At 64.5% G+C, this 25,262-nt stretch carries 25 protein-coding genes and 1 pseudogene; 22 read left to right on the forward strand and 4 right to left on the reverse strand.

The genetic code is table 11. The annotated features are described in order from the left end of the window. From B3P22_RS20155 to B3P22_RS20165, 3 genes are all read right to left on the reverse strand, one after another. The coding region (locus B3P22_RS20155) for a beta-ketoacyl synthase N-terminal-like domain-containing protein (protein WP_296272315.1) at positions 1–561 on the reverse strand (561 nt) is incomplete at its 3' end. A gap of 11 nt (positions 562–572) precedes the next feature. Then, positions 573–1,088 (reverse strand): 3-hydroxyacyl-[acyl-carrier-protein] dehydratase FabA, encoded by a 516-nt coding sequence (gene fabA / locus B3P22_RS20160; protein ID WP_197856459.1) that lies wholly within the window; start codon positions 1,086–1,088, stop codon positions 573–575. Between the two features lie 219 nt (positions 1,089–1,307). After that, entirely contained in the window at positions 1,308–3,212 is a 1,905-nt protein-coding gene (locus B3P22_RS20165) for an ATP-binding protein (RefSeq protein WP_419096450.1), read from the reverse strand. A 282-nt stretch (positions 3,213–3,494) separates the two neighbouring features. Between B3P22_RS20165 and B3P22_RS20170 the strand changes: the two genes are divergently transcribed. From B3P22_RS20170 to B3P22_RS20220, 11 genes are all read left to right on the forward strand, one after another. After that, entirely contained in the window at positions 3,495–4,517 is a 1,023-nt protein-coding gene (locus B3P22_RS20170) for an NAD(P)H-dependent glycerol-3-phosphate dehydrogenase (RefSeq protein ID WP_296272317.1), read from the forward strand. A 21-nt stretch (positions 4,518–4,538) separates the two neighbouring features. Next, positions 4,539–4,886: a DUF4389 domain-containing protein gene (locus B3P22_RS20175; protein WP_296272318.1), complete on the forward strand. Its 348-nt coding sequence runs from the start codon at positions 4,539–4,541 to the stop codon at positions 4,884–4,886. Next, a complete protein-coding gene (gene sixA / locus B3P22_RS20180; RefSeq protein ID WP_296272319.1) occupies positions 4,883–5,341 on the forward strand; it encodes a phosphohistidine phosphatase SixA in 459 nt (152 codons plus the stop codon). Before B3P22_RS20175 ends, sixA begins: the two co-directional genes overlap by 4 nt. A 184-nt stretch (positions 5,342–5,525) precedes the next feature. Further along, entirely contained in the window at positions 5,526–7,193 is a 1,668-nt protein-coding gene (locus B3P22_RS20185) for an AMP-binding protein (RefSeq protein WP_296272320.1), read from the forward strand. Positions 7,194–7,249: 56 nt separating this feature from the next. Next, complete coding sequence (locus tag B3P22_RS20190) at positions 7,250–7,693, forward strand: hotdog fold thioesterase (RefSeq protein WP_197856464.1); 444 nt, start codon at positions 7,250–7,252, stop codon at positions 7,691–7,693. Between the two features lie 190 nt (positions 7,694–7,883). After that, a complete protein-coding gene (locus tag B3P22_RS20195) occupies positions 7,884–8,687 on the forward strand; it encodes an AraC family transcriptional regulator (RefSeq protein ID WP_296272321.1) in 804 nt (267 codons plus the stop codon). A gap of 42 nt (positions 8,688–8,729) precedes the next feature. Beyond that, positions 8,730–9,362, forward strand: coding sequence for a LysE family translocator (locus B3P22_RS20200; RefSeq protein ID WP_296272322.1), 633 nt, complete (start codon positions 8,730–8,732; stop codon positions 9,360–9,362). Positions 9,363–9,460: 98 nt separating this feature from the next. Beyond that, positions 9,461–10,264 (forward strand): alpha/beta fold hydrolase, encoded by an 804-nt coding sequence (locus B3P22_RS20205; protein ID WP_296272323.1) that lies wholly within the window; start codon positions 9,461–9,463, stop codon positions 10,262–10,264. Continuing rightward, positions 10,261–11,124, forward strand: coding sequence for an alpha/beta hydrolase (locus B3P22_RS20210; RefSeq protein ID WP_296272324.1), 864 nt, complete (start codon positions 10,261–10,263; stop codon positions 11,122–11,124). The genes B3P22_RS20205 and B3P22_RS20210 overlap by 4 nt, the downstream gene beginning before the upstream one ends. A 139-nt stretch (positions 11,125–11,263) precedes the next feature. Next, positions 11,264–12,067 (forward strand): DUF4892 domain-containing protein, encoded by an 804-nt coding sequence (locus B3P22_RS20215; protein WP_296272325.1) that lies wholly within the window; start codon positions 11,264–11,266, stop codon positions 12,065–12,067. 75 nt (positions 12,068–12,142) lie between these two features. Next, a complete protein-coding gene (locus B3P22_RS20220; RefSeq protein WP_296272326.1) occupies positions 12,143–13,228 on the forward strand; it encodes an AI-2E family transporter in 1,086 nt (361 codons plus the stop codon). On the opposite strand, the gene B3P22_RS20225 is transcribed toward B3P22_RS20220, so the two are convergent. Next, positions 13,229–14,242, reverse strand: a complete 1,014-nt coding sequence (locus B3P22_RS20225; RefSeq protein ID WP_197856471.1) for a patatin-like phospholipase family protein — start codon at positions 14,240–14,242, stop codon at positions 13,229–13,231. A 106-nt stretch (positions 14,243–14,348) separates the two neighbouring features. Between B3P22_RS20225 and selD the strand changes: the two genes are divergently transcribed. The 11 genes and pseudogenes from selD to B3P22_RS20275 all read left to right on the forward strand — a co-directional run bounded on the left by selD (position 14,349) and on the right by B3P22_RS20275 (position 25,229). Then, positions 14,349–15,383 (forward strand): selenide, water dikinase SelD, encoded by a 1,035-nt coding sequence (gene selD / locus B3P22_RS20230; RefSeq protein WP_296272327.1) that lies wholly within the window; start codon positions 14,349–14,351, stop codon positions 15,381–15,383. Further along, a complete protein-coding gene (gene mnmH, locus B3P22_RS20235) occupies positions 15,383–16,483 on the forward strand; it encodes a tRNA 2-selenouridine(34) synthase MnmH (RefSeq protein ID WP_296272328.1) in 1,101 nt (366 codons plus the stop codon). Before selD ends, mnmH begins: the two co-directional genes overlap by 1 nt. A 77-nt stretch (positions 16,484–16,560) precedes the next feature. Beyond that, positions 16,561–16,839 carry a hypothetical protein gene (locus B3P22_RS20240; protein WP_161868011.1) on the forward strand — a complete coding sequence of 93 codons (279 nt, stop codon included), beginning with the start codon at positions 16,561–16,563 and terminating at the stop codon, positions 16,837–16,839. Continuing rightward, positions 16,839–17,444: a flavin reductase family protein gene (locus B3P22_RS20245; RefSeq protein WP_296272329.1), complete on the forward strand. Its 606-nt coding sequence runs from the start codon at positions 16,839–16,841 to the stop codon at positions 17,442–17,444. The genes B3P22_RS20240 and B3P22_RS20245 overlap by 1 nt, the downstream gene beginning before the upstream one ends. 1,089 nt (positions 17,445–18,533) lie before the next feature. After that, positions 18,534–18,680, forward strand: a pseudogene (locus tag B3P22_RS23975) (HAMP domain-containing protein); the annotation flags it as partial. Between the two features lie 141 nt (positions 18,681–18,821). Beyond that, positions 18,822–19,538 carry a methyl-accepting chemotaxis protein gene (locus B3P22_RS23980; RefSeq protein ID WP_419096451.1) on the forward strand — a complete coding sequence of 239 codons (717 nt, stop codon included), beginning with the start codon at positions 18,822–18,824 and terminating at the stop codon, positions 19,536–19,538. Positions 19,539–19,633: 95 nt separating this feature from the next. Beyond that, positions 19,634–20,551 (forward strand): AAA family ATPase, encoded by a 918-nt coding sequence (locus B3P22_RS20255; protein WP_296272331.1) that lies wholly within the window; start codon positions 19,634–19,636, stop codon positions 20,549–20,551. Next, positions 20,551–21,507: a DUF58 domain-containing protein gene (locus B3P22_RS20260; RefSeq protein WP_296272332.1), complete on the forward strand. Its 957-nt coding sequence runs from the start codon at positions 20,551–20,553 to the stop codon at positions 21,505–21,507. Before B3P22_RS20255 ends, B3P22_RS20260 begins: the two co-directional genes overlap by 1 nt. Next, positions 21,504–23,489: a DUF3488 and transglutaminase-like domain-containing protein gene (locus B3P22_RS20265; RefSeq protein ID WP_296272333.1), complete on the forward strand. Its 1,986-nt coding sequence runs from the start codon at positions 21,504–21,506 to the stop codon at positions 23,487–23,489. The genes B3P22_RS20260 and B3P22_RS20265 overlap by 4 nt, the downstream gene beginning before the upstream one ends. Before the next feature lie 71 nt (positions 23,490–23,560). Then, positions 23,561–24,325: a CHAD domain-containing protein gene (locus B3P22_RS20270; RefSeq protein ID WP_296272334.1), complete on the forward strand. Its 765-nt coding sequence runs from the start codon at positions 23,561–23,563 to the stop codon at positions 24,323–24,325. A gap of 106 nt (positions 24,326–24,431) precedes the next feature. Then, positions 24,432–25,229 (forward strand): acyl-CoA thioesterase, encoded by a 798-nt coding sequence (locus tag B3P22_RS20275; RefSeq protein WP_197856528.1) that lies wholly within the window; start codon positions 24,432–24,434, stop codon positions 25,227–25,229. The last annotated feature ends 33 nt before the right edge of the window (positions 25,230–25,262 follow it).

Genomic DNA, 25,262 nt, shown 5'->3' on the forward strand with positions numbered 1-25,262 from the left:
GCCACCGGCGAAGACCACGTCCTGCTTGCCCAGCTGGATCTGCTCCATGGCCTGGCCGATGCAGTGTGCGCTGGTGGCACAGGCCGAGGAGATGGAGAAGTTGACGCCCTTGATCTTGAACGGGGTGGCCAGGCACGCCGATACGGTGCTGCCCATGGTGCGGGTCACGCGGTACGGACCGACGCGCTTGACGCCTTTCTCGCGCAGAGTGTCGATGGCTTCCATCTGGTTGACGGTGGAAGCGCCACCGGAACCGGCGATCAGGCCGGTGCGCGGGTTGGAGATCTGCTCTTCGCTGAGTCCGGAATCCTGGATCGCCTGCTCCATCGCCAGGTAGGCGTAGGCTGCGGCGTCGCCCATGAAGCGGAACAGCTTGCGGTCGATCAGCTCTTCCAGGTTCAGGTTGACCGAACCGGAAACATGGCTGCGCAGGCCCATTTCAGCGTAGGACGGGTTGAAACGGATGCCGGATTTGCCCGCGCGGAGGCTGTCGGCAACGGCTTCTTTGTCATTGCCCAGGCAGGAAACGATGCCCAGACCGGTAATCACGACACGACGCATGTGCAAGTCCTTCAGAAACTGTCGGTAGAGGTGAACAGGCCAACGCGCAGGCCTTCGGCACTGTAGATCTCGCGGCCGTCGACGCTGACGCTGCCATCGGCGATGCCGAGGATCAACGAGCGGTTGATGGTGCGTTTGATATGAATGTTGTAGGTAACTTTCTTGGCGGTCGGCAGTACCTGACCGAAGAATTTCACTTCACCCGAGCCCAGGGCGCGGCCCTTGCCGGGATTGCCTTGCCAGCCCAGATAGAAGCCGACCAGCTGCCACATGGCGTCGAGGCCAAGGCAGCCTGGCATGACCGGGTCACCTTCGAAGTGGCAGCCGAAGAACCACAGGTCCGGGTTGATGTCGAGCTCAGCGACAATTTCGCCCTTGCCGTGCTTGCCGCCGGTCTCGCTGATGTGAACGATGCGATCGATCATCAGCATGTTCGGGGCGGGCAGTTGCGCGTTCCCGGGGCCGAACAGTTCGCCGCGGCCGCAGGCGAGCAGGTCTTCCCGAGAGTAGGCGTTTTGTTTTGTCATGCGAGCTCCTCAATTATCCCCATGCTTCTAAGGCTGGGCGAATCGTCCTGGCCGGCGCGCCTGAAAAATAGGGGGCGACTGCCGGCAGCCTAGTCATAGACTGTTGCGTTGTGGTGAAAGTCACAGCGCTGTGAGTACAGTTGTACTCCGCTGGCTGTGCATTGTCACAGGCCCAGCAGTTTCCCCTTGTAACGCCGGCTTGTCACGAGCGCCACTCGCCTATGGTCGGGCTGGCAGCCAACGCAGCAGAATGCGTTGCAAATCTGCTCGTTTGAACGGTTTGGCCAGGTAATCGTTCATTCCCGCCTCCAGGCAGGCTTCGCGGTCGCCCTGCAGGGCGTTGGCGGTCAGGGCGATGATCGGCACCTGCTGCCCCTGTTCGAGCTGGCGGATCTGCCGCGTCGCTTGGTAGCCGTCCATCAGCGGCAGCCTGCAGTCCATGAGGATCGCAGCGTAGTCGTGCTGGCTGCAGCTCTGCACGGCTTGCTGGCCGTCGCCGACCAGGCTGACCTGGTAGCCCAGGCTGCGCAGCATGGCCTCGATCACCGTCTGGTTGACCGGATTGTCCTCGACCAATAGTACTGCCTGACCCTCACCGCTGCCGAGCGTCAGGATGTCACTGCGCTGAGCCTGCTCATTGCAGGTGCGAAATGGCAGCGGAACCTCGAGGGTGAAGACCGAACCCTTGCCCAATTGGCTTTCTGCACGCAGGGTACCGCCCATGCGCTCGGCCAGGGTGCGGGCGATCGGCAGGCCGAGACCGGTACCGCCGTAACGTCTGGAAATGGACGTATCCGCCTGCTGGAAGGCATCGAACATATGTTCCAGGCGTTCGCCGTCGATACCGATGCCGCTGTCGCGTACGGCACAGGTGAACCACAGCACCTGGTCGTCCAGTGGCTGCCAGTGTGTTTCCACGCGGATGTGACCTTCTTCGCTAAACTTCAGCGCGTTACCGATCAGGTTGACCAGAATCTGCCGTATACGTGTGGGGTCGCCGCTTACTTCCAGTCCCTCCAGGCCCGGTTGAGCGTCCAGCAGCAGTTGCAGGCCGCGCTGCTGTGCGCTGTGCTGGAAGACCTGAATGGAGCCCTGCAACAGGTCCAGCAGGTTGAAGGAAATGGCTTCGAGTTCCAGTGCCCCGCGTTCGATGCGCGAGAAATCGAGAATGTCGTTGATCACCTTGAGCAGGTGCTCGGTGGACTCTGTCGCCAGCGCCGCATACTCGCTCTGCTCGTCGTTCAGGCTGGTGGTTTCCAGTAACTGCAGCATGCCCAGCACGCCGTTCATCGGGGTGCGCAGCTCGTGGCTCATCATGGCCAGGAAGTCCGACTTGGCGCGGTTGGCCTGCTCGGACTCCTCGCGGGCCTGGATCAGCTGGGCGATCGCTTGTTGTTGTTCCTGGCCGCTTTTTTCGAGTGCACAGGCCAGGTTGTTGATGTGCCTGGCCAGATCGGTCAGCTCGTCGTTGCCACGCTCGACCAGGGAGGGGCGGTAATCGCCGCTCTGAATGCGTTCCAGAGCCTGGCCCATGGCGCTGAGCGGTTGCGCGAGGCGTCTGGCCAGGCGGCGGGCGAGGAGGAAGGTGAGCAACAGGGCGAACAGCGAGAGAACCCCGGCCTTGAGCAGGATTTCCTGCTGGCGGGTATTGAAGGTGTCGTTGGACATGCCCACGATGACCCGACCCAGGTAGCCATCGCCGATCGCCTTGCCCAACGGTGGCAAGGCCAGCCCGCGGCCTGGCGGCCCTTGCAGGTGAATCGGCGCCTGAAACACCTCCACCTCCGGCGTGCTGTGGCCTGGTTCCTTGGGGCGCTCGACGTAGACCAGAATATTGTCGTCGCGGTCGCGAACCTCGGCAAAGCGCACGTCGGCCGTGCTCAGGGTAGCGCGCAACAGGCTTTCCAAAGTGTCCAGGTTGTCATTGAGCACGCCGTACTGAGTGGCCGGTGCGAGCTGATTGGCGATCAGTTGACCGGTATGGCCCTGCTCCTGGCGCAGGTCCTGCAGGCGGGTGAAGGTGAGAAAACCGGTCAGCAACAGCGTCAGCAGCAGTGCCGGGCCGACGCTGATCAGCTGGGTGCGGGTATGGATATTCCAGCCACGGCGCTGCCCAGTGGCTATACCATCCCTGGTGGGCTGTGGCTCTGCCGCCTGTTGGCGAGAGGGGCAGGGCGGGGGCAAGGGGCTGCCTGTGGGCACGAATCGTCCTTGGCAATTAACGTCGATCCAGCATGTTAACCGACCCGTCGCGCTTTGCCAGTGCCAGGCGCGCGCACTCTGCGCTAATTCTCGTTAGCGCCCGTCAACGTGCGGCCGCCACTGAACTTTTGCCCTGGCCGGGCACTCTCGGCTCCGTATAATGCCCGCAGACCGCCATCACGCATGGCCTCATTCGGAAGAACTATGACTCAGCCCCAACCCATTGCCGTCCTCGGCGGCGGCAGCTTCGGCACCGCCCTGGCCAACCTGCTGGCGGAGAACGGCCAGCGTGTCCTGCAATGGATGCGCGATCCCGAGCAGGCCGAGCAGATGCGCCAGAGCGGCGAAAACCCGCGCTATCTGAAGGGCGTCAAGCTGCACCGTGGTATCGAGCCGATCAGTGATCTTGGCGCTGCGCTGCAGCAGGCCGAGCTGGTACTGGTGGCGCTGCCTTCCAGCGCCCTGCGCGATGCCCTGCAGCCGGTGGCGGGGCTACTGGCGGGCAAGATGCTGATCAGCACGACCAAGGGCATCGAAGCTAGGACCTTCAAGCTGATGAGCCAGATTCTCGAAGAAATCGCCCCCGACGCGCGCATTGGCGTGCTGTCCGGGCCGAACTTGGCCAAGGAAGTGGCCGATCATGCCCTGACCGCGACGGTGATCGCCAGTGAGGACGAAGAACTGTGCCTGCGCGTGCAACAAGCGCTACACGGCAGAACCTTCCGCGTCTACGCCAGTGCCGACCGTTTCGGCGTCGAGCTCGGCGGTGCGCTGAAGAACGTCTACGCGATCATGTCCGGCATGGCGGCGGCGCTCGGCATGGGCGAGAACACCAAGAGCATGCTGATCACCCGCGCCCTGGCGGAAATGACCCGATTCGCAGTCAAGCTCGGCGCCAATCCCATGACCTTCCTCGGCCTTGCCGGCGTCGGCGACCTGATCGTCACCTGTTCGTCACCGAAGAGCCGCAACTATCAGGTCGGTTTCGCCCTGGGCGAAGGGCTCAGCCTGGAGGAAGCGGTGCAGCGTCTTGGCGAGGTCGCCGAGGGCGTTAATACGCTGAAGGTGCTCAAGGCACGCGCCGAAGAGCTCGAGGTCTACATGCCGCTGGTCGCTGGCCTGCATGCCATCCTTTTCGAGGGGCGTACGCTGGCTCAGGTCATCGAGCTGCTGATGCGTGGCGAGCCCAAGACCGACGTCGATTTCATCCCTACCGCGGGTTTCTGAATCAATCAAGGAGAGTGAGTCATGAGCGACGAAAAGCAGGAGTTGGAGCGCGAGTCGATTCTGCTGCGCATTCTATGGATGGTGATTTTTCTCATTGTCTGGCAACTGGCCGAGCTGCTGCTCGGTGCGGTCGTGCTGCTGCAGCTGGCTTACCGCCTGTTCTACGCTGCGCCGAACGCCGGCCTGCTGGGCTTTGGAGACAGCCTCAGCCAGTACCTGGCGCAGATCGGCCGCTTCGGCACCTTCAATACCGATGAAAAGCCGTGGCCGTTCGCCGATTGGCCGGTGCCGCGTCCCCCGGAAGGCGAAACCGCTCACAGCATTCCGCCGGCGCCACATCCGGTGCGCGACGAGGAGCCCAAACTGTGAGGCTATGGCTGCTGCGTCATGGTGAGGCCGAACCGCAGGCCGCCAGCGATGCCGCCCGCGAGCTCACCGCTTATGGGCGCAAGGAAGTGCAGCAGGCCGCCACGCAGCTCGCCGGTCGGCCCCTGACGGCGATCCTCGCAAGTCCTTACGTGCGAGCTCAGCAGACGGCCGAGCTGGTGCGCAGCGCGCTGGGGTTCGCCGGTAAAATCAATACGGTGCCCTGGCTGACACCGGACAGTGATCCGCGTGATGCCCTGAAATTTCTCGATGAGCGAGAGGGTGCCGAGGTGCTGTTGGTCAGCCACCAGCCGCTGATCGGTGCCCTGGGTGGCTTGCTGGTCCACGGCCACCGTCAGGAGCCATTGCCCATGCGCACCGCCAGCCTGGCCGAGTTGGAAGGTGATATCCCGGCTGCCGGGCTGATGGAACTGCTGGCGCTGATTCATCCGCATTGAGGCAAACCCCGAGCTACAGGCAGGAGCTCAAGCTCGACTGAGGCCTCGGGGTGACGCATTGACGAGCCTGCCGCCTGCCTAAACCAGAAACATTTCTTAACTTGCACCTCTTTTGTCTGCGTGGAATATTCAACCAAGCAAGTGCTTGGTTGATTCCTACAAAAACAACAAAGGAGGAAGCCCTGTGGCTGATGCAATCCGTTTGCCGCTCGAGCTGTTCTACGAACGTGAAGCAAGGCACCCGAACAAACGCTACATGGTGCAACCTCTGGGGGGCGGCCAACTGCTCGAGCTGAGCTGGGCCGATGTCGGCGAACAGGCGCGCCGTGTCGCCAACTGGCTGCGCAGCCGCGAGCTGCCGCCGAGCAGTCGTATCGCCATCGTTTCCAAGAACTGCGCGCACTGGATCGTGACCGATCTGGCGATCTGGATGGCGGGGCATGTTTCAGTTCCTCTTTATCCCAACCTCACCGCCGACTCCATGCGCCAGGTGCTGGAGCATTCCGAGGCCGCTCTTGCCTTCATCGGCAAACTCGATGACTGGGCCTCGATGGCGCCGGGGCTGCCGCAGGGCCTGCCTACCGTCAGTCTGCCACTGCATCCGCCTGGCGATTTCGACTACAGCTGGGATGATCTGCAGCGCAGCGCACCGATCCAGGATGACCCCAAGCCTGCCGCCAACCAGCTGGCCACCATCATCTACACCTCCGGCACCACCGGTACGCCGAAAGGCGTCATGCACAATTTCTCCAATTTCGGTTTTGCGGCGAGCAATGCCATCAAGCTGTTCGGGGTGGGCGAGGACGACCGGCTTATCTCCTACCTGCCGCTGTGCCATGTGGCCGAGCGCATGTTCGTCGAGCTGGCCTCGATCTATGCCGGGCAGACGATCTTCTTCGCCGAAAGCCTGGACACGTTCCTTGAAGACCTCAAGCGCGCACGGCCGACCGTGATGTTCGGGGTGCCGCGCATCTGGACCAAGTTCCAGATGGGCGTTTACAGCAAGATGCCGGCGCAGAAACTGGACCGCCTGCTGCGCCTGCCCATCATCGGTCACTTCATCGGCCGCAAGGTGCTCGCCGGGCTGGGGCTGGACGCCATCCGCTACGCGTTGTCCGGCGCCGCGCCGGTACCCGAGGCACTGCTCAACTGGTATCGGCGCCTGGGCATGGAGATCCAGGAGGTCTATGGCATGACCGAGAACTGTGGGTATTCCCACGTCTGCCTGCCCGGCCGGTTCAAGCAGGGCTGGATTGGCCAGAACAACCCGGGCGTCGAGGTGCGCATCGCCGAGGATGGCGAAGTCCAGGTGCGCAGTGGCGCAACCATGCAGGGCTATTACAAGGATCCGTTCAAGACCGCCGAGACGCTGACCGACGATGGCTTTCTGCGGACCGGCGACAAGGGCGAGCAGGACGCCGAGGGCAACCTGCGCCTTACCGGGCGCATCAAGGAAATCTTCAAGACCAGCAAGGGCAAGTACGTGGCCCCCGCGCCGATCGAGAATCGCATCGGCGAACACTCGCGCATCGAGCAGGTTTGCGTGGTCGGCGACGGTTTGCCGCAACCCATCGCGCTGTGCGTGCTGTCCGACGTTGGGCGCCAGGAGGCGGCCAATGACAGCCGTGATGAGCTGGAAAGCAGCCTCAAGGCGTTGCTTGCCGAGGTCAATGACCGCCTCGACCAGCATGAGCGGCTGCAGGGCCTGGTGTTGGTCAAGGAGGTCTGGGCCGTGGAGAACGGCTTCCTCACGCCGACCCTGAAGATCAAGCGCGCGATGATCGAAGGCACCTACGGCGAGCGTTTCGCCGAGTGGCAGCAGCGCAGCGAAGCGGTGCTCTGGCACGATTGAGTGTCGCCGGGCCGGTGACGCCGGCCCCGTTTTCCCTTCTGCCCAAGGAAAGGTCCATGGCTCTCTGGCAACGAACCCCCGACATAGCGGCCCTGAACGCCACGCTCAAGAACAGCATCGGCGAGGTGCTGGACATCCGTTTCGAGTCCTTCGACGACGAATCGCTCAGCGCCAGTATGGTGATCGACCCGCGCACTCATCAGCCTTACGGCCTGCTGCACGGTGGCGCCTCGGTAGTACTGGCGGAAACCCTCGGCTCCACCGCCAGCTACCTGTGCCTCGACAGCGCTCGCTTCTACTGCGTTGGCCTGGAGGTCAATGCCAACCACCTGCGCGGTCTGCGCAGCGGGCGTGTGCATGCTGTGGCCCGGCCGGTGCACCTGGGGCGTACCACGCATGTCTGGGACATCCGCCTAAGCGGCGACGATGGCAAACCCAGCTGCATTTCACGGTTGACCATGGCCATAGTGCCGTTGGGCGAGCAGCCGCCGAAGCTGTGAGAGCAAAGGCCGCTGCGCGTCGGCCATACTGCGTTGAAACTAGCCTCAATATGCTTATTTACAGCTTGTAAACTGCGCTTTTTCGCCTAGTTTCGCCTTGCCTGGCGCTAGCTCGCTAGCCTTTGACCAGGCTATATGATCTGCAATTTCATCCAAGATTTGTCCGATCCATGGCGCTACAGTACGCGCCATGGACCAGATCACTCACATCCAGAGCAGCTTGCCCGGCGTTCGCCTGATTGACGCGGAATATCGCAGCTTTGCCTTTCCCCGGCACTTTCATCTGGAGTACCACGTCGGCCTGCTGATTCAGGGGCAGCATCGCTACGTCTATGGTGGTGAGCGGCGGCACGCCGGGGCAGGGGATGTGCTGCTGATGGCGCCGGAAGGGATTCATGACGGCGCCTGCCTGGATGGAGAGAGCTACCGCATTCGGGTGATGGCCTTCGATCCCTTCTGGCTGGACGAAGCCAGTCGAACCCTGAGCGACGGCCGCCAGGGGGCGCCGAGGCTGACCACCAGTAGCTTGCGCCATCCTCTGCTGTCGAAGCACCTGCAGCATTTTCATGCGGCGATGCTGGGAGGATCACAGCTGGCTCAGGAGGAGGCGCTCTGGCAGGCGCTGGCCCATCTGCTGGAGATGGGCTCGACATTGCGCGTCAGCGAGCCACATCGCGTTTTCGATCAGCGCACCTGGCAGCGCCTGCGCGACTGGCTGGAAAGCCGCCTGGACGATCCACCCTCGCTGGAGGAAATCGCCACCTTCTGCGCCATGAGCCCGTGGCAGGCGCTGCGGCGTTTTCGTCAGCATACCGGCCTGCCGCCGCATCAGTGGTTGACCCAGCTGCGTCTGCAGCGGGCGTTGCCGCTGGTGCTGGCAGGGCAGCCCTTGAGTGAGATCGCGTTGCGCCTGGGCTTCTACGACCAGGCGCACTTCTCGCGGTTATTCCGCCGTACCTACGGCCTGCCTCCGGCGCGCCTGCGCCAGGGCTGATTCAACCGCACATTTCATCTTTCAATTTCCTGGAGATCGTCCATGCAGGAGACGTCCGTCTTGCTGTCGCTGGCTGCCGTGTTCGCGGTGGCCCTTATCAGCCCCGGCCCCGATGTGGCGCTGGTGGTGCGTACTTCCCTGCATCAGGGCCAGCGTGCAGGCCTGCTCAGTGCCTTGGGCCTGGCCTGCGGCATTCTTCTGCATGGCACGCTGGTGCTCAGTGGCGTGGCGTTATTGCTCAGTCGCACCGAGTGGCTGTTCGACCTGGTTCAGGTTGGCGGCGCGCTCTATCTGGGCTGGCTGGGCATTGGCGCGGTACAGGCCTGGTGGCGCGGCGCCGCCGGGCCAACGCGGCTGGACGGTGAGCTGGCGCCTTCGCTGTTCGGTCCCTGGCTGCGCGGTGTATTGACCAACCTGGGCAACCCCAAGGCCCTGGTGTTCTTCCTCGCACTGCTCAGCAGTCTGGTGCCGGCGGACATGTCGCTGCCCGGCAAGGTGGCCTGCGCTGCGCTGTTGTTCGGCCTCAGTCTGTTCTGGTTCAGCCTGCTTGGTATCACCCTGAGCCGCCCGCTGATGCGCCAGCGGCTGCTGCAGGTGGCGCCGACCATCGACTTCGTCTGCGGCCTGGTGTTTCTGCTGGTCGCACTGAGCATCATCGGCAGGCTGGTGTTATAGCCCTGACCATTGCGCCGCCATCAATGGCCATTACGGTCATTGCCGCAGGCCGGTGGCTGCCGGAGAATCTCGGCATATTCGTAGCTTGAGTTTGATGCATGCCGCAGCCGATCTTCTTCGCCCATGCCAACGGCTTCCCGTCTGCCACCTACGGCAAGCTGTTCGCCGCGCTGGCACCGGATTTCCAGGTGCAGCACCTGGAGCAACACGGCCACGACCCGCGTTTTCCGGTCAATGACAACTGGTCCAATCTGGTCGATGAATTGATCCATCACCTGGAGGGTGGTGACGAGCCGGTCTGGGGCGTCGGCCATTCCCTTGGCGGCGTGCTGCACTATCACGCCGCCTTACTCCGCCCCGAGCTGTACCGCGGCGTGGTGATGCTCGATTCACCGGTGCTGACCCTGGCCGACCGCATGGTGATCCGTGCTGCCAAACGTTTCGGGTTTATTGACCGCATCACGCCGGCCGGCCGCACGCTGGGGCGCCGCGAGGCGTTCGCCGATCTGCTCGAAGCGCGTACCTACTTCGCCGGCAAGAGCCTGTTCCGCCGTTTCGACCCTGAATGCCTGGACGCCTATGTCAGTCACGGTCTGCAATCGGGTGAGGAGGGCCTGCGTCTGAAATTCGATCCTGCCACCGAGATCAGCATCTATCGCAGCGTGCCGCATACCGCGCCGGGGCAGCCGCAGCAGCTGGCAGTGCCGCTGGCCATGGTGCGCGGGCGCCACAGTCGCGTCGTGCTGCCGCACCATGCGCGGCTGCTCAGGCGCATGCCGCGCGCGGAATATCATCACCTGCCGGGCGGCCACATGTTTCCGCTGGAGCGCCCGCAGGCCACCGCCGAGCTGCTGCGTCAGCTGTTCAGCCGTTGGGATGCCGATCAGGAGCAAAGCGCATGAACGCAGGTTTCGAAGAAGTCCGCCTGAGTCTGCCGCATATCGAACTGGCGGCGCATCTCTATGGGCCGGAGAATGGGTTGCCGGTGCTGGCCTTGCATGGCTGGCTGGATAACGCAGCGAGTTTCGCCCGCCTGGCGCCGAAGCTCCAGGGGCTGCGTATCGTCGCCCTGGATTTTGCCGGCCACGGCCACTCCGATCACCGTTCGGCCGGCGCCGGTTATGCGCTGTGGGACTACGCATTCGATGTGCTGCAGGTCGCCGAGCAGTTTGGCTGGCAGCGGTTTTCCATCCTCGGGCATTCCATGGGGGCGATTACTGCCGTGTTGTTGGCAGGGGCGATGCCCGAGCGGATTGCGCGACTGGCGTTGATCGATGGTCTGGTGCCCTACACCGGCGAAGCCGAACAGGCACCGGCCAAGCTCGGCGAGGCGTTGCGAGCCAGGCAGGCGCTCGGTGACAAGCGCAAGCCGGTGTATGCCGAGATGGCGCGAGCCGTCGAAGCACGCATGAAAGGCGTCGGTGCGGTCAGCCGCGAGGCGGCCGAATTGCTGGCCCAGCGCGGTCTGATGCCGGTGCCGGGCGGCTACACCTGGCGCACCGACACTCGTCTGACACTGCCGTCGCCGCTGCGTCTGAGTTGGGCGCACGCCCAGGCCTTCGTCCGCGCGCTGCAGTGCCCGGTGAGCCTGGTGCTGGCCGAGCAGGGCATGATGGGTGCGCAGCCTGCGCTGCAGACGCTGCTCGAGGATCTGCCGTTCGAGATTCACCGTCTGCCGGGTGGTCACCATCTGCACCTGGATGACGAGGCGGGCGCACAACGTGTAGCGGATTGTTTCAATCCATTCCTGCGCATTTCTTGACTTGCCTGCGGCCCTGGGGAAAGGTGTGGCGGTCTGCCATGGAGGATCGCATGATCGACCCGTTCAACGTCGCCATTCATTGCTTCGCAAGCTCACCTGCCGTTTCCCTGGTACGGGGCACCTCTCGATGATGGGGCGTATGAAGTTTTTTTCCGTTGTGCTTGCCACTCTCTGCAGCAGTGTAGCGTTGGCGGCGGATTTACCCGGCAGCCGAGACCTTGATGTGTTGCCGCGTTTTCCTGCCAGCCAAATCGTCGCGTTCAAGGAGGCGCCCGACGTCGAGCGTATCTATCCGCAAGGTTCGATTCGCCGCATCAGCGGGCGTTTGCGTTACGAGCGGGAGATCCTGGTGCAGGGCCAGCACAGCGCAGTGACCTACGAACTGCCGCGCACTCACAGCGCCGATCAGGTATTTACCGCGGCGCGGGAAACGCTGCTGGAGCAGGGCGCCGAGTTGCTCTATTGGTGCCAGGGGCGCGAGTGTGGTGCGAGCAACCTGTGGGCCAACGCGGTGTTCGGTAATGCCACGCTGTATGGCTCCGACGATCAGCAGGCCTATGCTCTGTTGCGCCTGGCCGAACCGAATCACGAAAGTCTGCTGTCGCTGTACAGCATCACCCGCGGCAACCGCCGTGCCTACCTGCACGCCGAGCAACTGGATGCCGAGGCGCCTCTGGGCGAGCTGCTGCCGACACCAGCGACCCTGCTGCGTCAGCTGCGCACCGATGGGCAGTTGAAGCTGCCCGACGAGGCTCAGGCCGACAGCGCCTGGGTGGAGGTGCTGGCGCGTAGCCTGAACCTCGACAGCACCCTGCGAGTCGCTCTGGCTGGCAGTCAGGCCGAAGCCTGGCGCGAGGCGCTGATCGAGCAGCGCGTGCGCGAGGCGCGCCTGGAGCTTGGAGATGCTGCGGATGATGCTCTGAGCGTGCGTCTGTTGCGTTAAGCTATCGCTCGCAATCGCCTGTTATAGAGCGCCCGCAAGGGCGCTTTGTCGTTTTGTCGAAGGGAGTTTTGCCTGATGGCCACTAATGATCGTCTGCTGGTGCAGATTCTCCTGCTTGGCCTGCTGGCAGCCAGTCTCTGGGTGCTGGCGCCATTCTGGTCGGCGCTGTTTTGGGCCGCGGTGCTGGCTTTTGCCAGCTGGCCGCTGATGCGCCTGCTGACGCAATTGCTCAACGGGCGCCTGTCGCTGGCGGCGGGCATTCTGACTGGCGTCTGGGTGATCATGGTGGCGGTGCCACTGGTGTGGCTGGGCTTCAACCTGGCCGATCACATCAAGGACGCCAACGCCCTGGTCAGGGATCTGCAGGTCGAAGGCCTGCCGCCGCCGCCGAGCTGGCTGGGCAGCATTCCGCTGGTGGGCGATCGCCTGGTCGAACTGTGGCGCACCATCGACCAGCAGGGCGCCGCCTTCTTCGACACCTTGCGACCCTATCTGGGCCAGGTCGGCAACTGGCTGGTGGCGCGTAGCGCGAAGATCGGCGCAGGCATGGTCGAGCTGGCCCTGAGCCTGGTGCTGGTGTTCTTCTTCTACCGAGACGGGCCGCGCCTGGCGGTGTTCGTGCACAGCCTGCTGGAGCGGCTGATCGGCGAGCGTGCCGACCATTATCTGGAGCTGGTCGCCGGCACCGTGCAGCGCGTGGTCAACGGCGTGATCGGCACCGCCGCAGCGCAGGCTGTGTTGGCCTATATCGGCTTCGTCATCGCCGGCGTGCCGGGCGCCCTGGTGCTCGGTCTGCTGACCTTCGCCTTCAGCTTCATCATGATTCCGCCGTTGATCTGGGGCCCGGCCGTGGCCTGGCTGGTGTGGCAGGGGGAGATCGGCATGGCGATCTTCCTGGGCATCTGGGGCTTCTTCATCATCAGTGGCGTGGACAACATCCTCAAACCCTACCTGATCAGCCGTGGCGGCAACCTGCCGCTGGTAGTAGTGCTGTTGGGCGTGTTCGGCGGCATTCTGGCCTTCGGTTTCATGGGCCTGTTCCTCGGCCCGACCTTGCTGGCAGTAGCTTACAGCCTGCTCAACGACTGGGTGGCGGACAAGACGCCGCCGGCCGAAGCGCTGGTGAACAAGCCGCTGCCGGGCGAGGAACCACGCGGCTGATCAGCCGCGTTCGCTCTCGTACTTGTCGAGGGTGTCGCTCGCGATCTGCCGACCCAGCATGATCAGCTCCGGCGCCTTGTAGAACTCGAAGAAACGGCAGGCGCGCTTGGGCACATTGATCAGCACATCCGGCGGATAGCCGGCGATCTTGTATTGCGCCAACGAGGTCTGCATCACCTCGAAGCTCTGGTTGACCAGCTCCAGCAGCGACGCCGGCCCGCTGAATTCGGCGACCCGCGAACCGCTGGCGGATTTAGGCGCGGGTTCGTCCTCATTTTCCCTGCGGCTCGGGGCTGCGGCCGGGCTGACGTCATCGGCAAGGCGTTGCTCCTCGGCAAGCAGCAGGGTTTCGTCCTCGCTCTTGCGGCGGAAGCTCGGCAGGCGTGAGCCGAGCGAGGTCATCAACTGGTCGATGCGGCCTTTGATGGCGGCCGGGCGCTCGATGACCGGCAACTGGTAGTGGTTCTGGTTGGTGGCGTTGAGGTTGACTGCGATGATCAGGTCGCAGTGGCTGGACACCACCGGCACGATCGGCAATGGATTGAGCAGGCCGCCATCGACCAGCATGCGTTTGCCCTGGACGACCGGCGTAAACAGGCTGGGTATTGCCGCCGAGGCGCGCATCGCCTGATGCAGGCAGCCTTCCTGGAACCAGATTTCCTGCTGGTTGGTCAGGTCGGTGGCGACCGCGGTGAAGGGGATGTTCAGGTTCTCGATATCCACCTCGCCGACGATCTCCTGAATCCGCCCGAATACCCGCTCGCCACGGATGGCGCCGAGGCGGAAGCTGACGTCGATCAGGCGCAGCACGTCGAGATAATCCAGACTCTCCGTCCATTCGCGGTATTCGCGCAGCTTGCCGGCGGCGAAGATACCGCCGACCACCGCGCCCATCGAGCAGCCGGCGATGCAGCCGATTTCATAACCGCGCGCCTGCAACTCCTCGATCACGCCAATGTGCGCATAACCGCGCGCGCCGCCTGATCCCAGCACCAGCGCTACTTTCTTGCTCATTTGTGTGTCTCCCCCTAGCAAGCCTCGACCTTACTCGGCCAGCGGAGCGGAGCCAAGGCAGTCTTTGCTAGAATCCGCCGCCAGTAAACGCGGCGAGAGTGAAACCATGAGCGAACCCATTCGTTTGACCCAGTACAGTCACGGCGCCGGTTGCGGCTGCAAGATTTCACCGAAGGTGCTCGAGGTGATCCTCGCCGGCAGCGGCGCGCAGAATCTCGATCCCAGGCTCTGGGTCGGCAATGCCTCGCGCGATGACGCGGCGGTTTACGCGATCGATGAAGAGCGCGGCGTGGTTTCCACCACCGACTTCTTCATGCCGATCGTCGATGACCCCTATGACTTCGGCCGTATCGCCGCCACCAATGCCATCAGCGATATCTACGCCATGGGCGGCGATCCGCTGATGGCCATCGCTATCCTTGGCTGGCCGGTCAATGTGCTCGCCCCCGAAGTTGCGCGTGAGGTGATCCGCGGCGGCCGTGCCGTGTGCGACGAGGCCGGTATTCCGCTGGCGGGCGGGCACTCGATCGATGCCCCAGAGCCGATTTTCGGCCTGGCCGTGACCGGCCTGGTGAGCAAGGCCAATATGAAACGCAACGACACCGCCACGGCTGGTTGCAAGCTGTACCTAAGCAAGCCTCTGGGTATCGGCATTCTCACCACGGCGGAGAAGAAGGCCAAGCTGCGCAGCGCAGACATCGGCCTGGCGCGTGACTGGATGTGCACCCTGAACAAGCCAGGCAGCCGCTTTGGCAAACTCGCCGGCGTGCGCGCGATGACCGACGTGACCGGCTTCGGCCTGCTTGGCCACCTGGTGGAAATGGCCGATGGCAGTGGCCTGAGCGCGCGCGTCGATTTTGCTCGCGTGCCGCGTCTGGACAGCGTCGAGCATTACCTCGAACAGGGCTGCGTGCCCGGCGGCACCTTGCGCAATTTCGACAGTTACGGCGACAGGATCGCGCCACTGCCGGAGCTGGCCAAGCTGCTGCTGTGCGATCCGCAGACCAGTGGCGGCCTGCTGGTTGCCGTGGCGCCGGAAGGCGAGGCCGAGTTCCTCGCCGTGGCCGCCGAACTGGGGCTGGAGCTGGCGCCCATTGGCGAGATGGTCGAGCGACAGCGCTACGCGGTCGAGGTGCTGTGATGCGCGACAATTGCACCGACTACCGCGAACTGTTCCTCAATGACCGGGCGATGATGGATACCCGGGCGCCCGTCGAATTCCACAAGGGCGCCTTTCCCGGCGTGATCAACCTGCCGCTGATGACCGATATCGAGCGGCAGAAGATCGGTACCTGCTACAAGCAGCAGGGCCAGCAGGCAGCCATCGAGCTGGGGCATCAACTGGTCAGCGGCCGCAGCAAGGCCGAGCGCATCGAGGCCTGGGCGACCTTTGCCAAGGCCAATCCCGACGGTTATCTGTACTGTTTTCGCGGCGGCCTGCGTTCGCAGATCGTCCAGCAGTGGCTGAAAAGCGAGGCAGGTATCGACTACCCGCGGGTGGTCGGTGGCTACAAGGCCATGCGCAATTTCCTGCTGCAGACCAGCGACGACGCGGTGCAGGCATGCGACTTCGTACTGGTTGGCGGGATGACCGGCACCGGCAAGACCGAGGTCCTAGGTCAGCTCGACAATGCCGTGGATCTGGAGGCTCACGCCAATCATCGCGGCTCCAGTTTCGGCAAGCGCGCCAGTGGCCAGCCGGCCCAGATCGATTTCGAAAACGCGCTGGCCATCGATTTTCTCAAGCGCCGCGCCGCGGGCCAGCAGCAATTCGTCCTGGAAGACGAGGCGCGTCTGATCGGTCGCTGCTCGCTGCCGCTGCCGTTGCACCAGGCGATGCAGCATCACCCGCTGGTATGGCTGGAAGACAGCGTGGCCAATCGTGTGGAGCGTATTCTGCAGGCCTACGTGATCGAGCTGTGCGCCGAGTTCGTCGCGGCTCTGGGCGAGGAAGAGGGCTTCGTGGCATTCGCCGCGCGCCTGCGCGAGAGCCTGGGCAACATCACCCGCCGCCTGGGCGGCGAGCGTTACCAACGGCTGGCCGCGATCATGGACCAGGCGCTGCAGGAGCAACAGGTCAACGGGCAGGTGGATACCCATCGTGGCTGGATCGAAGCCTTGCTGGTGGAGTACTACGATCCCATGTACGTGTTCCAGCGCGAGAGCAAATCCGGACGCATCGAATTCGCCGGCGAGCAGCAGGCTGTGGTGGAATACCTGCGCAAGCGAAACGGCGGGTGAGTCGGGCACTTTCGCCCTGCCGTAGCGTCATAGACTGGGCCAACCCGAAGTCCCTATCCATCCGAGGAGTGTGGTCGATGAAACACTGGATCTGTTTGCCGCTGCTTGCGGTGGCGCTTACCGGCTGCGCCGGCAAGACCGTTTACCGCGAGACCTGTGCCAATCAGCTGGATGCCGCCTGGAAAGAATTGAGCATCGCCGAGGCCGAAGGCTTCGCCGGTACCGTCAGTTATTCCAAGGCCTTCTCGCTGCTGACCGCTGCCAAGACCCAGCAGCAGTTCGAAGCCTACGAAGGCTGCGTCAGCAAGGCCGAGCGCGCACGCTTCTACATCCGCGAATCGCGAGCGGGGCGTTGATGCAGCTTGATTTCACCGAGCTGAGTCCGCTCGAGGCCTATCGCTGGCTGGCTTCCAGTGTCACCCCGCGGCCCATCGCCTGGGTCTCGACCCGTTCGCCCGAAGGCATCGCCAACCTAGCGCCGTTCAGCTTCTTCCAGGTGATCAGTGACAGCCCGCCGACCGTGCTGGTCAACGTCAACACCCGTGACGATGGCAGCCTCAAGGACACTCTGCGCAATGCCCAGGCCAGCGGCGAGCTGGCGATTCAGCTGGTCAGCTTCGCTCAGGCCGAGGCGATGAACGCCAGCGCCGCGATCCTGCCGCATGAGATCAGCGAGTTCAGCCACTGCGCCATCGCCAGCCAGCCGTGCGAGCGCATCGACGTGCCGCGTGTCGCTGGTGCGCCGGTAACTTTCGAATGCCGTGTGGCGCAGATCCAACCCTATCCAGCGCAACAGCCCAACTGCCATCTGATCTTCGCCGAAGTGTTGCTGGCGCATATCGATGACGAGGTGCTCAACCAGCAGGGGCGTCTCGATCCGCTCAAGCTCGACCTGATCGGGCGCCTGGGTGGCAACGCTTATTGCCGCACTCGGGACCTGTTCCAGATGCAACGCCCCTGAACCCGTTCTGAAAACGACGTCCAGTTAGCTTTCCCGGCCAGCTCGCTGGCTGATGGCTTGTCGCCAGCAGCCTTGCACTCCTATGTTCCAGAATTCGCGGCTGGCTGCGGTAGGCAGGGGGATGTCATGGGTGGTTCATTGGGCAAGCGCTTGGCCAGTCTGAGTACGGCCAGCAAGTTGATGCTGGGTTTCGCTCTGGTATTGATGCTCACCGCTCTGGTGGCTGCCACCGGATTGCTGGCGCTGCGTGAGGTCAGTGCCGGCGCCGAATTGCAGCAGCGCATGAGCGCCCTTGGCGAGCAGGTGCTGCGCATGCGCCAGAGCGAACAGACGTTTGCCCTGAGCGGCGACAAACAGCATGCCGAGCGCCTGGCGCAGCAGGCCGAGGCGATTTTGCAGGCCGGCCAGGCCCTGCAGGCCGAGCTGGATAGCGACACGGCCACGATCATGGCGCAGGTCGAGCCGGCGTTGGCGGATTACCGCAGCGCCTTCGCCCGCTACGTCGAACTCACCGACAACATGCAGCTGTCGCTACAGGCCGCCGACTGGCTGGTGGTCAGCGCCGCCAACAGCCTGGATCTACTGCAGGAAGGACTCTCCGAGGATGGCGTCGACCTGCTCAAGAGCTCCCAGGGCGAGCAGGGCGGCGATTCGGTGCTGCAGGCCGGCAAGGTCGGCAAGATTCACCAGCTGCTGCTGCAGGCGCTGGACCAGGCGCGCCAGCGCCTGGAGGCCAGCCGGCGCAGCGATGCCGACGAGCAGAGCGAAATCGCCCAGGCCGGCGAGGCACAAGCACTGGCTGCCGAGCTGCGCGATGCACTGGAGGACCCCGGTTATGCCGCGGTGCTCGGCGAGGTGGTGGTCAACGTCGATTCCTTCAACGAGCGCCTGCAGGAGTACGCCAGCCAGCTGCAGCAGCAAAAGCAGGTTTACGGGCAGCTGGTCGCTCAGGTCGAGCAGTTGCTGCAACAGGTCGAACTGGCCCTGGAAACCCAGCGCCTGAGCATGCAGGCCGAGCGTCAGGCCAGCAGCGGCCTGATCATTGCCGCAGCGGCCCTGGCCCTGCTGTTCGGCCTCGGTGCGGCGCTCATGATTAGCCTGGCCATCGTGCGTCCGCTCAAGCGGGTCATCGGCCTGGCTGAAGCCATCGCCGCTGGCGACCTCGGGGTACGCATCGAGCAGGATCGCCGCGACGAGATTGGCCAGTTGCTCGCAGCCGTGCAGCGCATGGCCGGCAACCTGCGCGAGATGGTCGGCCGCCTGCAGGGCGGTGTGGCGCAGATATCCAGTTCTGCCCAGACGCTTTCGGCAACGGCCGAGCAGACGCGCCAGGGCGTCAACGGCCAGAAGCTGGAGACCGATCAGGTCGCCACCGCAATGAGCGAGATGACCGCCACGGTGCATGAGGTGGCGCGCAACGCCGAAGCGGCCGCGGCCTCCACCGAACAGGCCGACCAGCGGGTCGGCGCGGGCAGCCAGGTGGTGCGTCAGACCTTGCAGCGCATCGAGCAGCTGGCCGGGGCGATGGACGCCACCACGCAGAGCATCCAGCGCCTGAGCCAGGACACCCAGCGTATCGATGCGGTGCTCGATGTGATCAAGAGCGTCGCCGAGCAGACCAACCTGCTGGCGCTCAATGCCGCCATCGAGGCGGCGCGCGCCGGTGAACAGGGGCGCGGGTTCGCGGTGGTCGCCGATGAGGTGCGTGCGCTGGCCAAGCGCACCCAGCAGTCCACGGCGGAAATCGAATCGCTGATCGCGGCGCTGCGCGAAGGCAGCCGCCGTGCCGTGACCGACATGGAGCAGAGCGCCAGCCTGGTGAACCTGACGGTTGGTGACGCCAACCAGACCGAAGGCGCGTTGGTGGCCATTGCCGAGGCAGTGGGCCTGATCTCGGAGATGAACCAGCAGATTGCCGCGGCGGCCGAGCAGCAGACTGCGGTGGCCGAGGAGATCAACCGCAGCGTCACCTCGATCCGCGACATTGCCGATCAGTCGGCCATGGCAATGGACGAAACCGCCGCGTCGAGCATTCAGCTGGCCGAGTTGGGCCGGGAACTGCACGCCATGGCCGGGCAATTTCGACTGGCATAGCGGTTGGCCTCACAGTTTCGTGAGTAAAAATTTCATGGCGCTATGCCGCATGCCGGCACGCCAGTAGCATCGACGTTCTGCATAAGGAGCGAACGATGCGAAGCAAACTCGACGCCTGTCTCTACTCGGTCAATCAGGTGCTGCTGGGAAAAGAGGCGCAGGTGCGTCTGGCGCTGACCTGCCTGCTGGCGCGAGGTCACCTGCTGATCGAAGACTTGCCTGGCATGGGCAAGACCACCTTGAGCCATGCCCTGGCGCGCGTGCTGGGGCTGAGCTTCCAGCGTATCCAGTTCACCTCCGACCTCTTGCCTGGCGATATCCTCGGCACCTCGGTGTTCGACAAGGACAGTGGCCAGTTCGTCTTTCATCCCGGGCCGATCTTCGCCGAGCTGGTGTTGGCCGACGAGATCAACCGCGCTACCCCGAAGAGTCAGAGCGCGTTGCTCGAAGCCATGGAAGAAGGCCAGGTGACCATCGAGGGCGCGACCCGGCCGCTGCCCGAGCCGTTCTTCGTCATTGCCACGCAGAACCCGGTCAGCAGCGGCGGCACCTTCGCCTTGCCTGAATCCCAGCTCGACCGCTTTCTCATGCGCCTGTCGCTGGGCTATCCGGCCCAGGCCGCAGAGCGGGCCTTGCTGCTGGGCGACGCCCGGCGCGACCTGCTGCCGCGCATCGAGCCGATTCTCGACCATGCCGAGCTGGCACGTTTGCAGGCGGAGGTGCCCAAGGTGCGGGCCAGCGATGCGTTGGTCGACTACGTGCTGCGTCTGGTCGAGGCGACGCGCAGCCAGCCGCAGTTCGCCTGGGGCCTGTCGCCGCGCGCCAGCCTGGCGCTGCTGGCCGCGGCAAGGGCCTGGGCACTGCTGGCCGAACGTGATTATGTGATTCCCGAGGATGTGCAGGCGGTGTTGCCGTCGGTGGTCGGCCATCGTCTGCGCGAGCGCGCCGATCCCACCGGCCATGGCGGTGGCGCCCTGGTGCAATGGCTGTTGCGCGAAGTGCCGGCACTCTGATGCGCGCAGCGCTGAAACCGCTCTGGCGGCGCTGGCTGGCCAGGCGCATTCCTCCGGCAGCCAGCGTGCGCCTGAATCAGCGGCGCATCTTCATTCTGCCCAGCCGGATGGGCGGCGCGTTCGCCGTGGTGCTGCTGTTGATGCTGCTGGTGGGCATCAACTACCAGAACAGCCTGGCCTATGGCCTGACCTTCCTGTTGATGTCGGTCTTCGTCGTCACCATCCTGCATACCTATCGCAACCTGGCCGGGCTGGTGCTCAAGGCAGGCGGTGGCGGGGCGGTGTTCGTCGGCGAGCAGGCGCGTTTTCGCGTGCGCCTGGAAAGTCGCGCGCGCCAGCACCAGGCCATCGTCCTGGGTTGGCCGCCTGCGGAGCTGGTGGTGCGCGATGTGCCGCGTGAAGGACAGACCGAAGTGGATCTGAATCTTGCCGCTACGCGGCGTGGCTGGCTGCGCCCCGAGCGTCTGCGGGTGGAAAGTCGCTTCCCCCTGGGGCTGCTGGTGGCCTGGAGCTGGGTCGATCTGGACCAGGCGGTGCTGGTCTACCCGCGGCCGCTGGAAGGCGACCTGCCGCTGTCAGCGGGCCTGGGTGATGAGGAGCAGGAAGAGGGCATGCGTGCCCGTGGCCAGGGCGCCGACGATTTCCAGGGCCTGCGCGAATATCAGCCGGGTGACTCGAAGCGGCGCCTGGACTGGAAGGCCTATTCGCGTGGCCAGGGCCTGCTGGTCAAGGATTTCGCCATGCTCAGCGGGCGTGACCTGTGGCTGGACTATGACAGCCTGGCTGGCGACAGCGAAATGCGCCTGTCGCTGCTCTGTCACTGGGTGCTGCAGTTTTCCGAGCGGCAGCAGGCATTCGGCCTGCAACTGCCGGGGCAGGTGATCGCCCCGGATTACGGCGACGGCCATCGCGACGCCTGTCTGCGTGCCCTGGCGCTGTTCGGAGCGCGGCCATGAGCAGCTTGCCAGGTATCCCGCGGGTCGCCCTGATTTGGTTGCTGGTAGCACAGGTGCTGGTGATCGTGCCGCACCTGGTGCACCTGCCTATGTGGATGGTCGCGCTGTGGCTCGGCGCTGCCGGTTGGCGCGTGCAGATCTTCCGCATGCGTGCGCGCTACCCCAGAGGCTGGGCCAAGGGCGGCCTGGTGCTGCTGGTATTGGCCGGTATCCTGCTGTCGCGTGGCACCTTGGTGGGGCTGGATGCGGCAGCGGTGCTGCTGATCGCCACTTTCACCCTCAAATTGCTGGAGATGCGTACGCGGCGTGACGCGCTGGTGGTGATCTTCCTCGGCTTCTTCTGCGTGGTGACCGCTTACCTGTTCGAGGACGGCATTCTGGCCGCGCTCTACAGCCTGTTGCCGGTCACGGCACTGCTGGCTGCACTGGTCGGCCTGCAGCACAGCGGTTTTGCCGAGCGCCCCTGGCCGACCCTGCGCCTGGCCTGCAGCCTGATGCTGCAGGCGATACCGCTGATGGTGCTGCTGTTCGTGTTCTTTCCGCGCATGGGGCCGCTTTGGTCGCTGCCGCTGCCCAACGACAAGGGCGTCACCGGGCTCTCGGACAGCATGGAGCCGGCCGATATTGCCGAACTCAGCCGTTCCTCGGCGCTGGCCTTTCGTGCCAGTTTCGAGGGCGAAGTGCCGCCGCGGGTGCAGCTGTACTGGCGCGCTTTGACGCTGGAGCGCTTCGATGGTCGGCGCTGGTCGCAGTCCAATTACGCGGAAGTGCCGGTCGCGCCGCAGTGGAGCAAGGCCGGAGAGCCGCTCGATTACAGCGTCATCATGCAGCCCAGTGGCAAGCGCTGGCTGTTCGCTCTGGACGTTGGCGAGATGGCGCAGCAAAGCGGGCGCATGATGAGCGACTTCCGTTGGCAGCGCTTGCGCCCGGTGGATCGGCCTCTGTTGTACCAGGTGCGTTCCTGGCCGCAGGCCGTGCGTGAGGCGCAGGCCGAGCCGCCTGGCGTGCGCCAGGCGCTGCAGTTGCCCGAGCAGGGTGATCCGCGCAGCCGTGCCTGGGCCGCCGAGCTGAAGGCGCAGTACCCGCAGGGCGATGCGCTGGTGGCGGCCGTGCTGCAGCATTTCAACCGCGAGCCCTACGTCTATACATTGCGTCCGCAGCCGCTGGGGCGTGACAGCATCGACGAGTTCCTGTTCGACACCCGGCGTGGCTTCTGCGCGCACTATGCCGGCGCCATGACCTTCGTGCTGCGCGCGGCGGGCATTCCAGCGCGAGTGGTCACCGGTTACCAGGGCGGTGAGTTCAACCCCAACGGCAACTACCTCCAGGTGCGCCAGTTCGACGCCCATGCCTGGGTCGAGTACTGGCTGCCCGGGCAGGGCTGGCGCAGCGTCGACCCCACTTTCCAGGTCGCCCCAGAGCGTATCGAGCAGGGCCTGGAAGAGGCCCTGGCCGAAGAGGATGGCTTTCTCGACGATCAACCGTTCTCGCCTTTGCGCTATCGCGAGCTGGCCTGGCTCAACCAGCTGCGCATGAGTTGGGAGAATCTCAATTACGGCTGGCAGCGTTGGGTGCTGGGCTATCAAGGCGAGCAGCAATTGAAGCTGCTGCAGAACTGGTTCGGCAGCCTTGACTGGCAACGGCTCGCCCTGGCACTGGTGGGTACGGGCGGATTATTACTCGGGCTGCTGGCCTTGTGGTTACTCAAGCCCTGGCAGCAGCGTGCCGACCCGCAGCGGCAGGTGTTCCGCAAGTTCGAGCGCCTGCTGGCGCGTCATGGCGTGCAGCGAACTGCGGGCGAAGGTGCGCGCTCCTTCGCGTTGCGTGCTGCGCAGCAGCTGCCTGAGCAAGCGGCGCACATCGAGGCTTTCGCGCGTTGCTTCGAGCAGCAGCGTTACGCCGGCGAGCCGGTTTCGCGGGCGGCCCTGCAACGGGTATTGAGCGATTTGCGCCGGGCATTGCCCTGGCGCCTGTCGCGTTAGCGACCATTGGTCACTTGCGTGAGGACATGGCCAGGCTGTTAGCTGCGGCCATCGTCATCGGAGGAACGAGCATGAGCGATTTCATCGAGCATTGCCTGGGCCGCGTTCTGGCTCTGCAGATGCGCCTGTATGCCTGTCAGGCGCGACTGGCTGACTGCACCGACCCGGAGGCGCTGCACGATCTGCGTATCGCCCTGCGCCAACTGCGCAGCCTGTTACGTCCGCTGCGCGGCCTGCCGGCGGTGGATGCTCTGGAGCAGGGCGCAGCGGTGTTGGGACGCCTCAGCGGGCCGCTGCGTGATCGTGAAGTGCTGGTGGCCGAGCTGGAGCGCCTCGGGCTGGCGCATCTGGCTCCGGCCGATGAGGCGCAGCGTGCCGCCGGCTATGCCGCGATCGCTCGCAGCGGTGAGCTTGCGGATCTGATGCTGCTGCTCGACAGCTGGCCGAGCAACTGGCGTGACGCCGCCAGACAAGGACAATTGAACGACCTAAAAAAACGCATCCGGCGTCGTTTGCGCCGTCAGCAAAGGCAACTGGCCCGTGCATTGCGCGATCCTGCCCATGACCGCCATCGCCTGCGCCTGCTGATCAAGCGCGTGCGTTACGGCGCTGAAACCTACCCGGCGCAGAGCCGTTTGGACAAGGCAGCACGGCAGCGGCTCAAGCGTGCGCAAAGCGCCTTGGGAGACTGGCACGATCATGTGCAATGGCTGGCGCAGGCCGAAGCGTCGCCTTCGCTGCAGCCTTGTCTGGATGCCTGGCGGCGCGCCGAGCAAGCGGCTGAACGCCGAGCTGACGAGGTGTTGCTGGCGCTGTATGTCGATTTCCCGGGATAAGACGACATTCTCGCCGGCAATATGACCGTTTAGGCACTTCTCCAGGCTATCGTTGCGCTGTGCCCATACCCTAAGATCGTCGCCATCGATGAATCTTGAGGTGCGTATGGTCTTTTCCGAGATGCTCGACGCGGTGCGTCGCGATGCCAATGCCGTGACGATTCCGGCCGAATGGGGGCAGGGGCGTGCCAGCTTCGGTGGTCTGGTGGCCGCGCTTGCTTTCGAGGCGATGCGCGCCCAGGTGCCGCAGGGGCGGCCGGTGCGCTCGCTGGCCATCACCTTCGTCGGCCCGGTGGCGCCGGATGTACCGGTGAGCTTCCAGGCCGAGGTGCTGCGCGAAGGCAAGGCAGTCAGCCAGATGCTCCTGCGCGCGGTCCAGGATGGCCAGGTGGTAACGGTGGTGCAGGGCAGTTTCGGCGCGTCTCGCCAGTCGGTGATCGCCGTGGAGGCTCTTGCCGCACCGCAGGTTCCGCCGGTCGAGCAGTGCCAGGAACTGCCCTACGTCCGCAACGTCACGCCCGAGTTCACTCGCTTTCTGGCCATGCGCTGGGGCATCGGCGGCATGCCGTTCACCAACAATCCTTCGCGGCAGATGGGCGGCTGGGTGCGCTTGCGCGGCGAGGGCGAACCGCAGGCGCTCAGCGAAGCGCATCTGCTGGCGCTGGTCGATGCCTGGCCGCCAGCGGTGCTGGCGCATTTGAAAAGTCCGGCGCCGGGCAGTTCGCTGACCTGGACCATCGAGTTCGTCCAGCCACTGCGCAGCCTCAGCACCGAAGATTGGTGCCTGTATCGCGCGGACATCGAGTACGCCCGCGATGGCTACGGTCATGTGGCCGCGGCGATGTGGAGCCCGGCAGGCGAGTTGATCGCCCTGAGCCGGCAGACCGTAACGGTATTCGGCTGAGTCGCCAGGCAGTCGGTGGGCGCCCAGCAAGTT

It is taken from the genome of Pseudomonas sp. UBA6323, assembly GCF_002439135.1.
In the GTDB taxonomy this organism is placed as follows: domain Bacteria; phylum Pseudomonadota; class Gammaproteobacteria; order Pseudomonadales; family Pseudomonadaceae; genus Aquipseudomonas.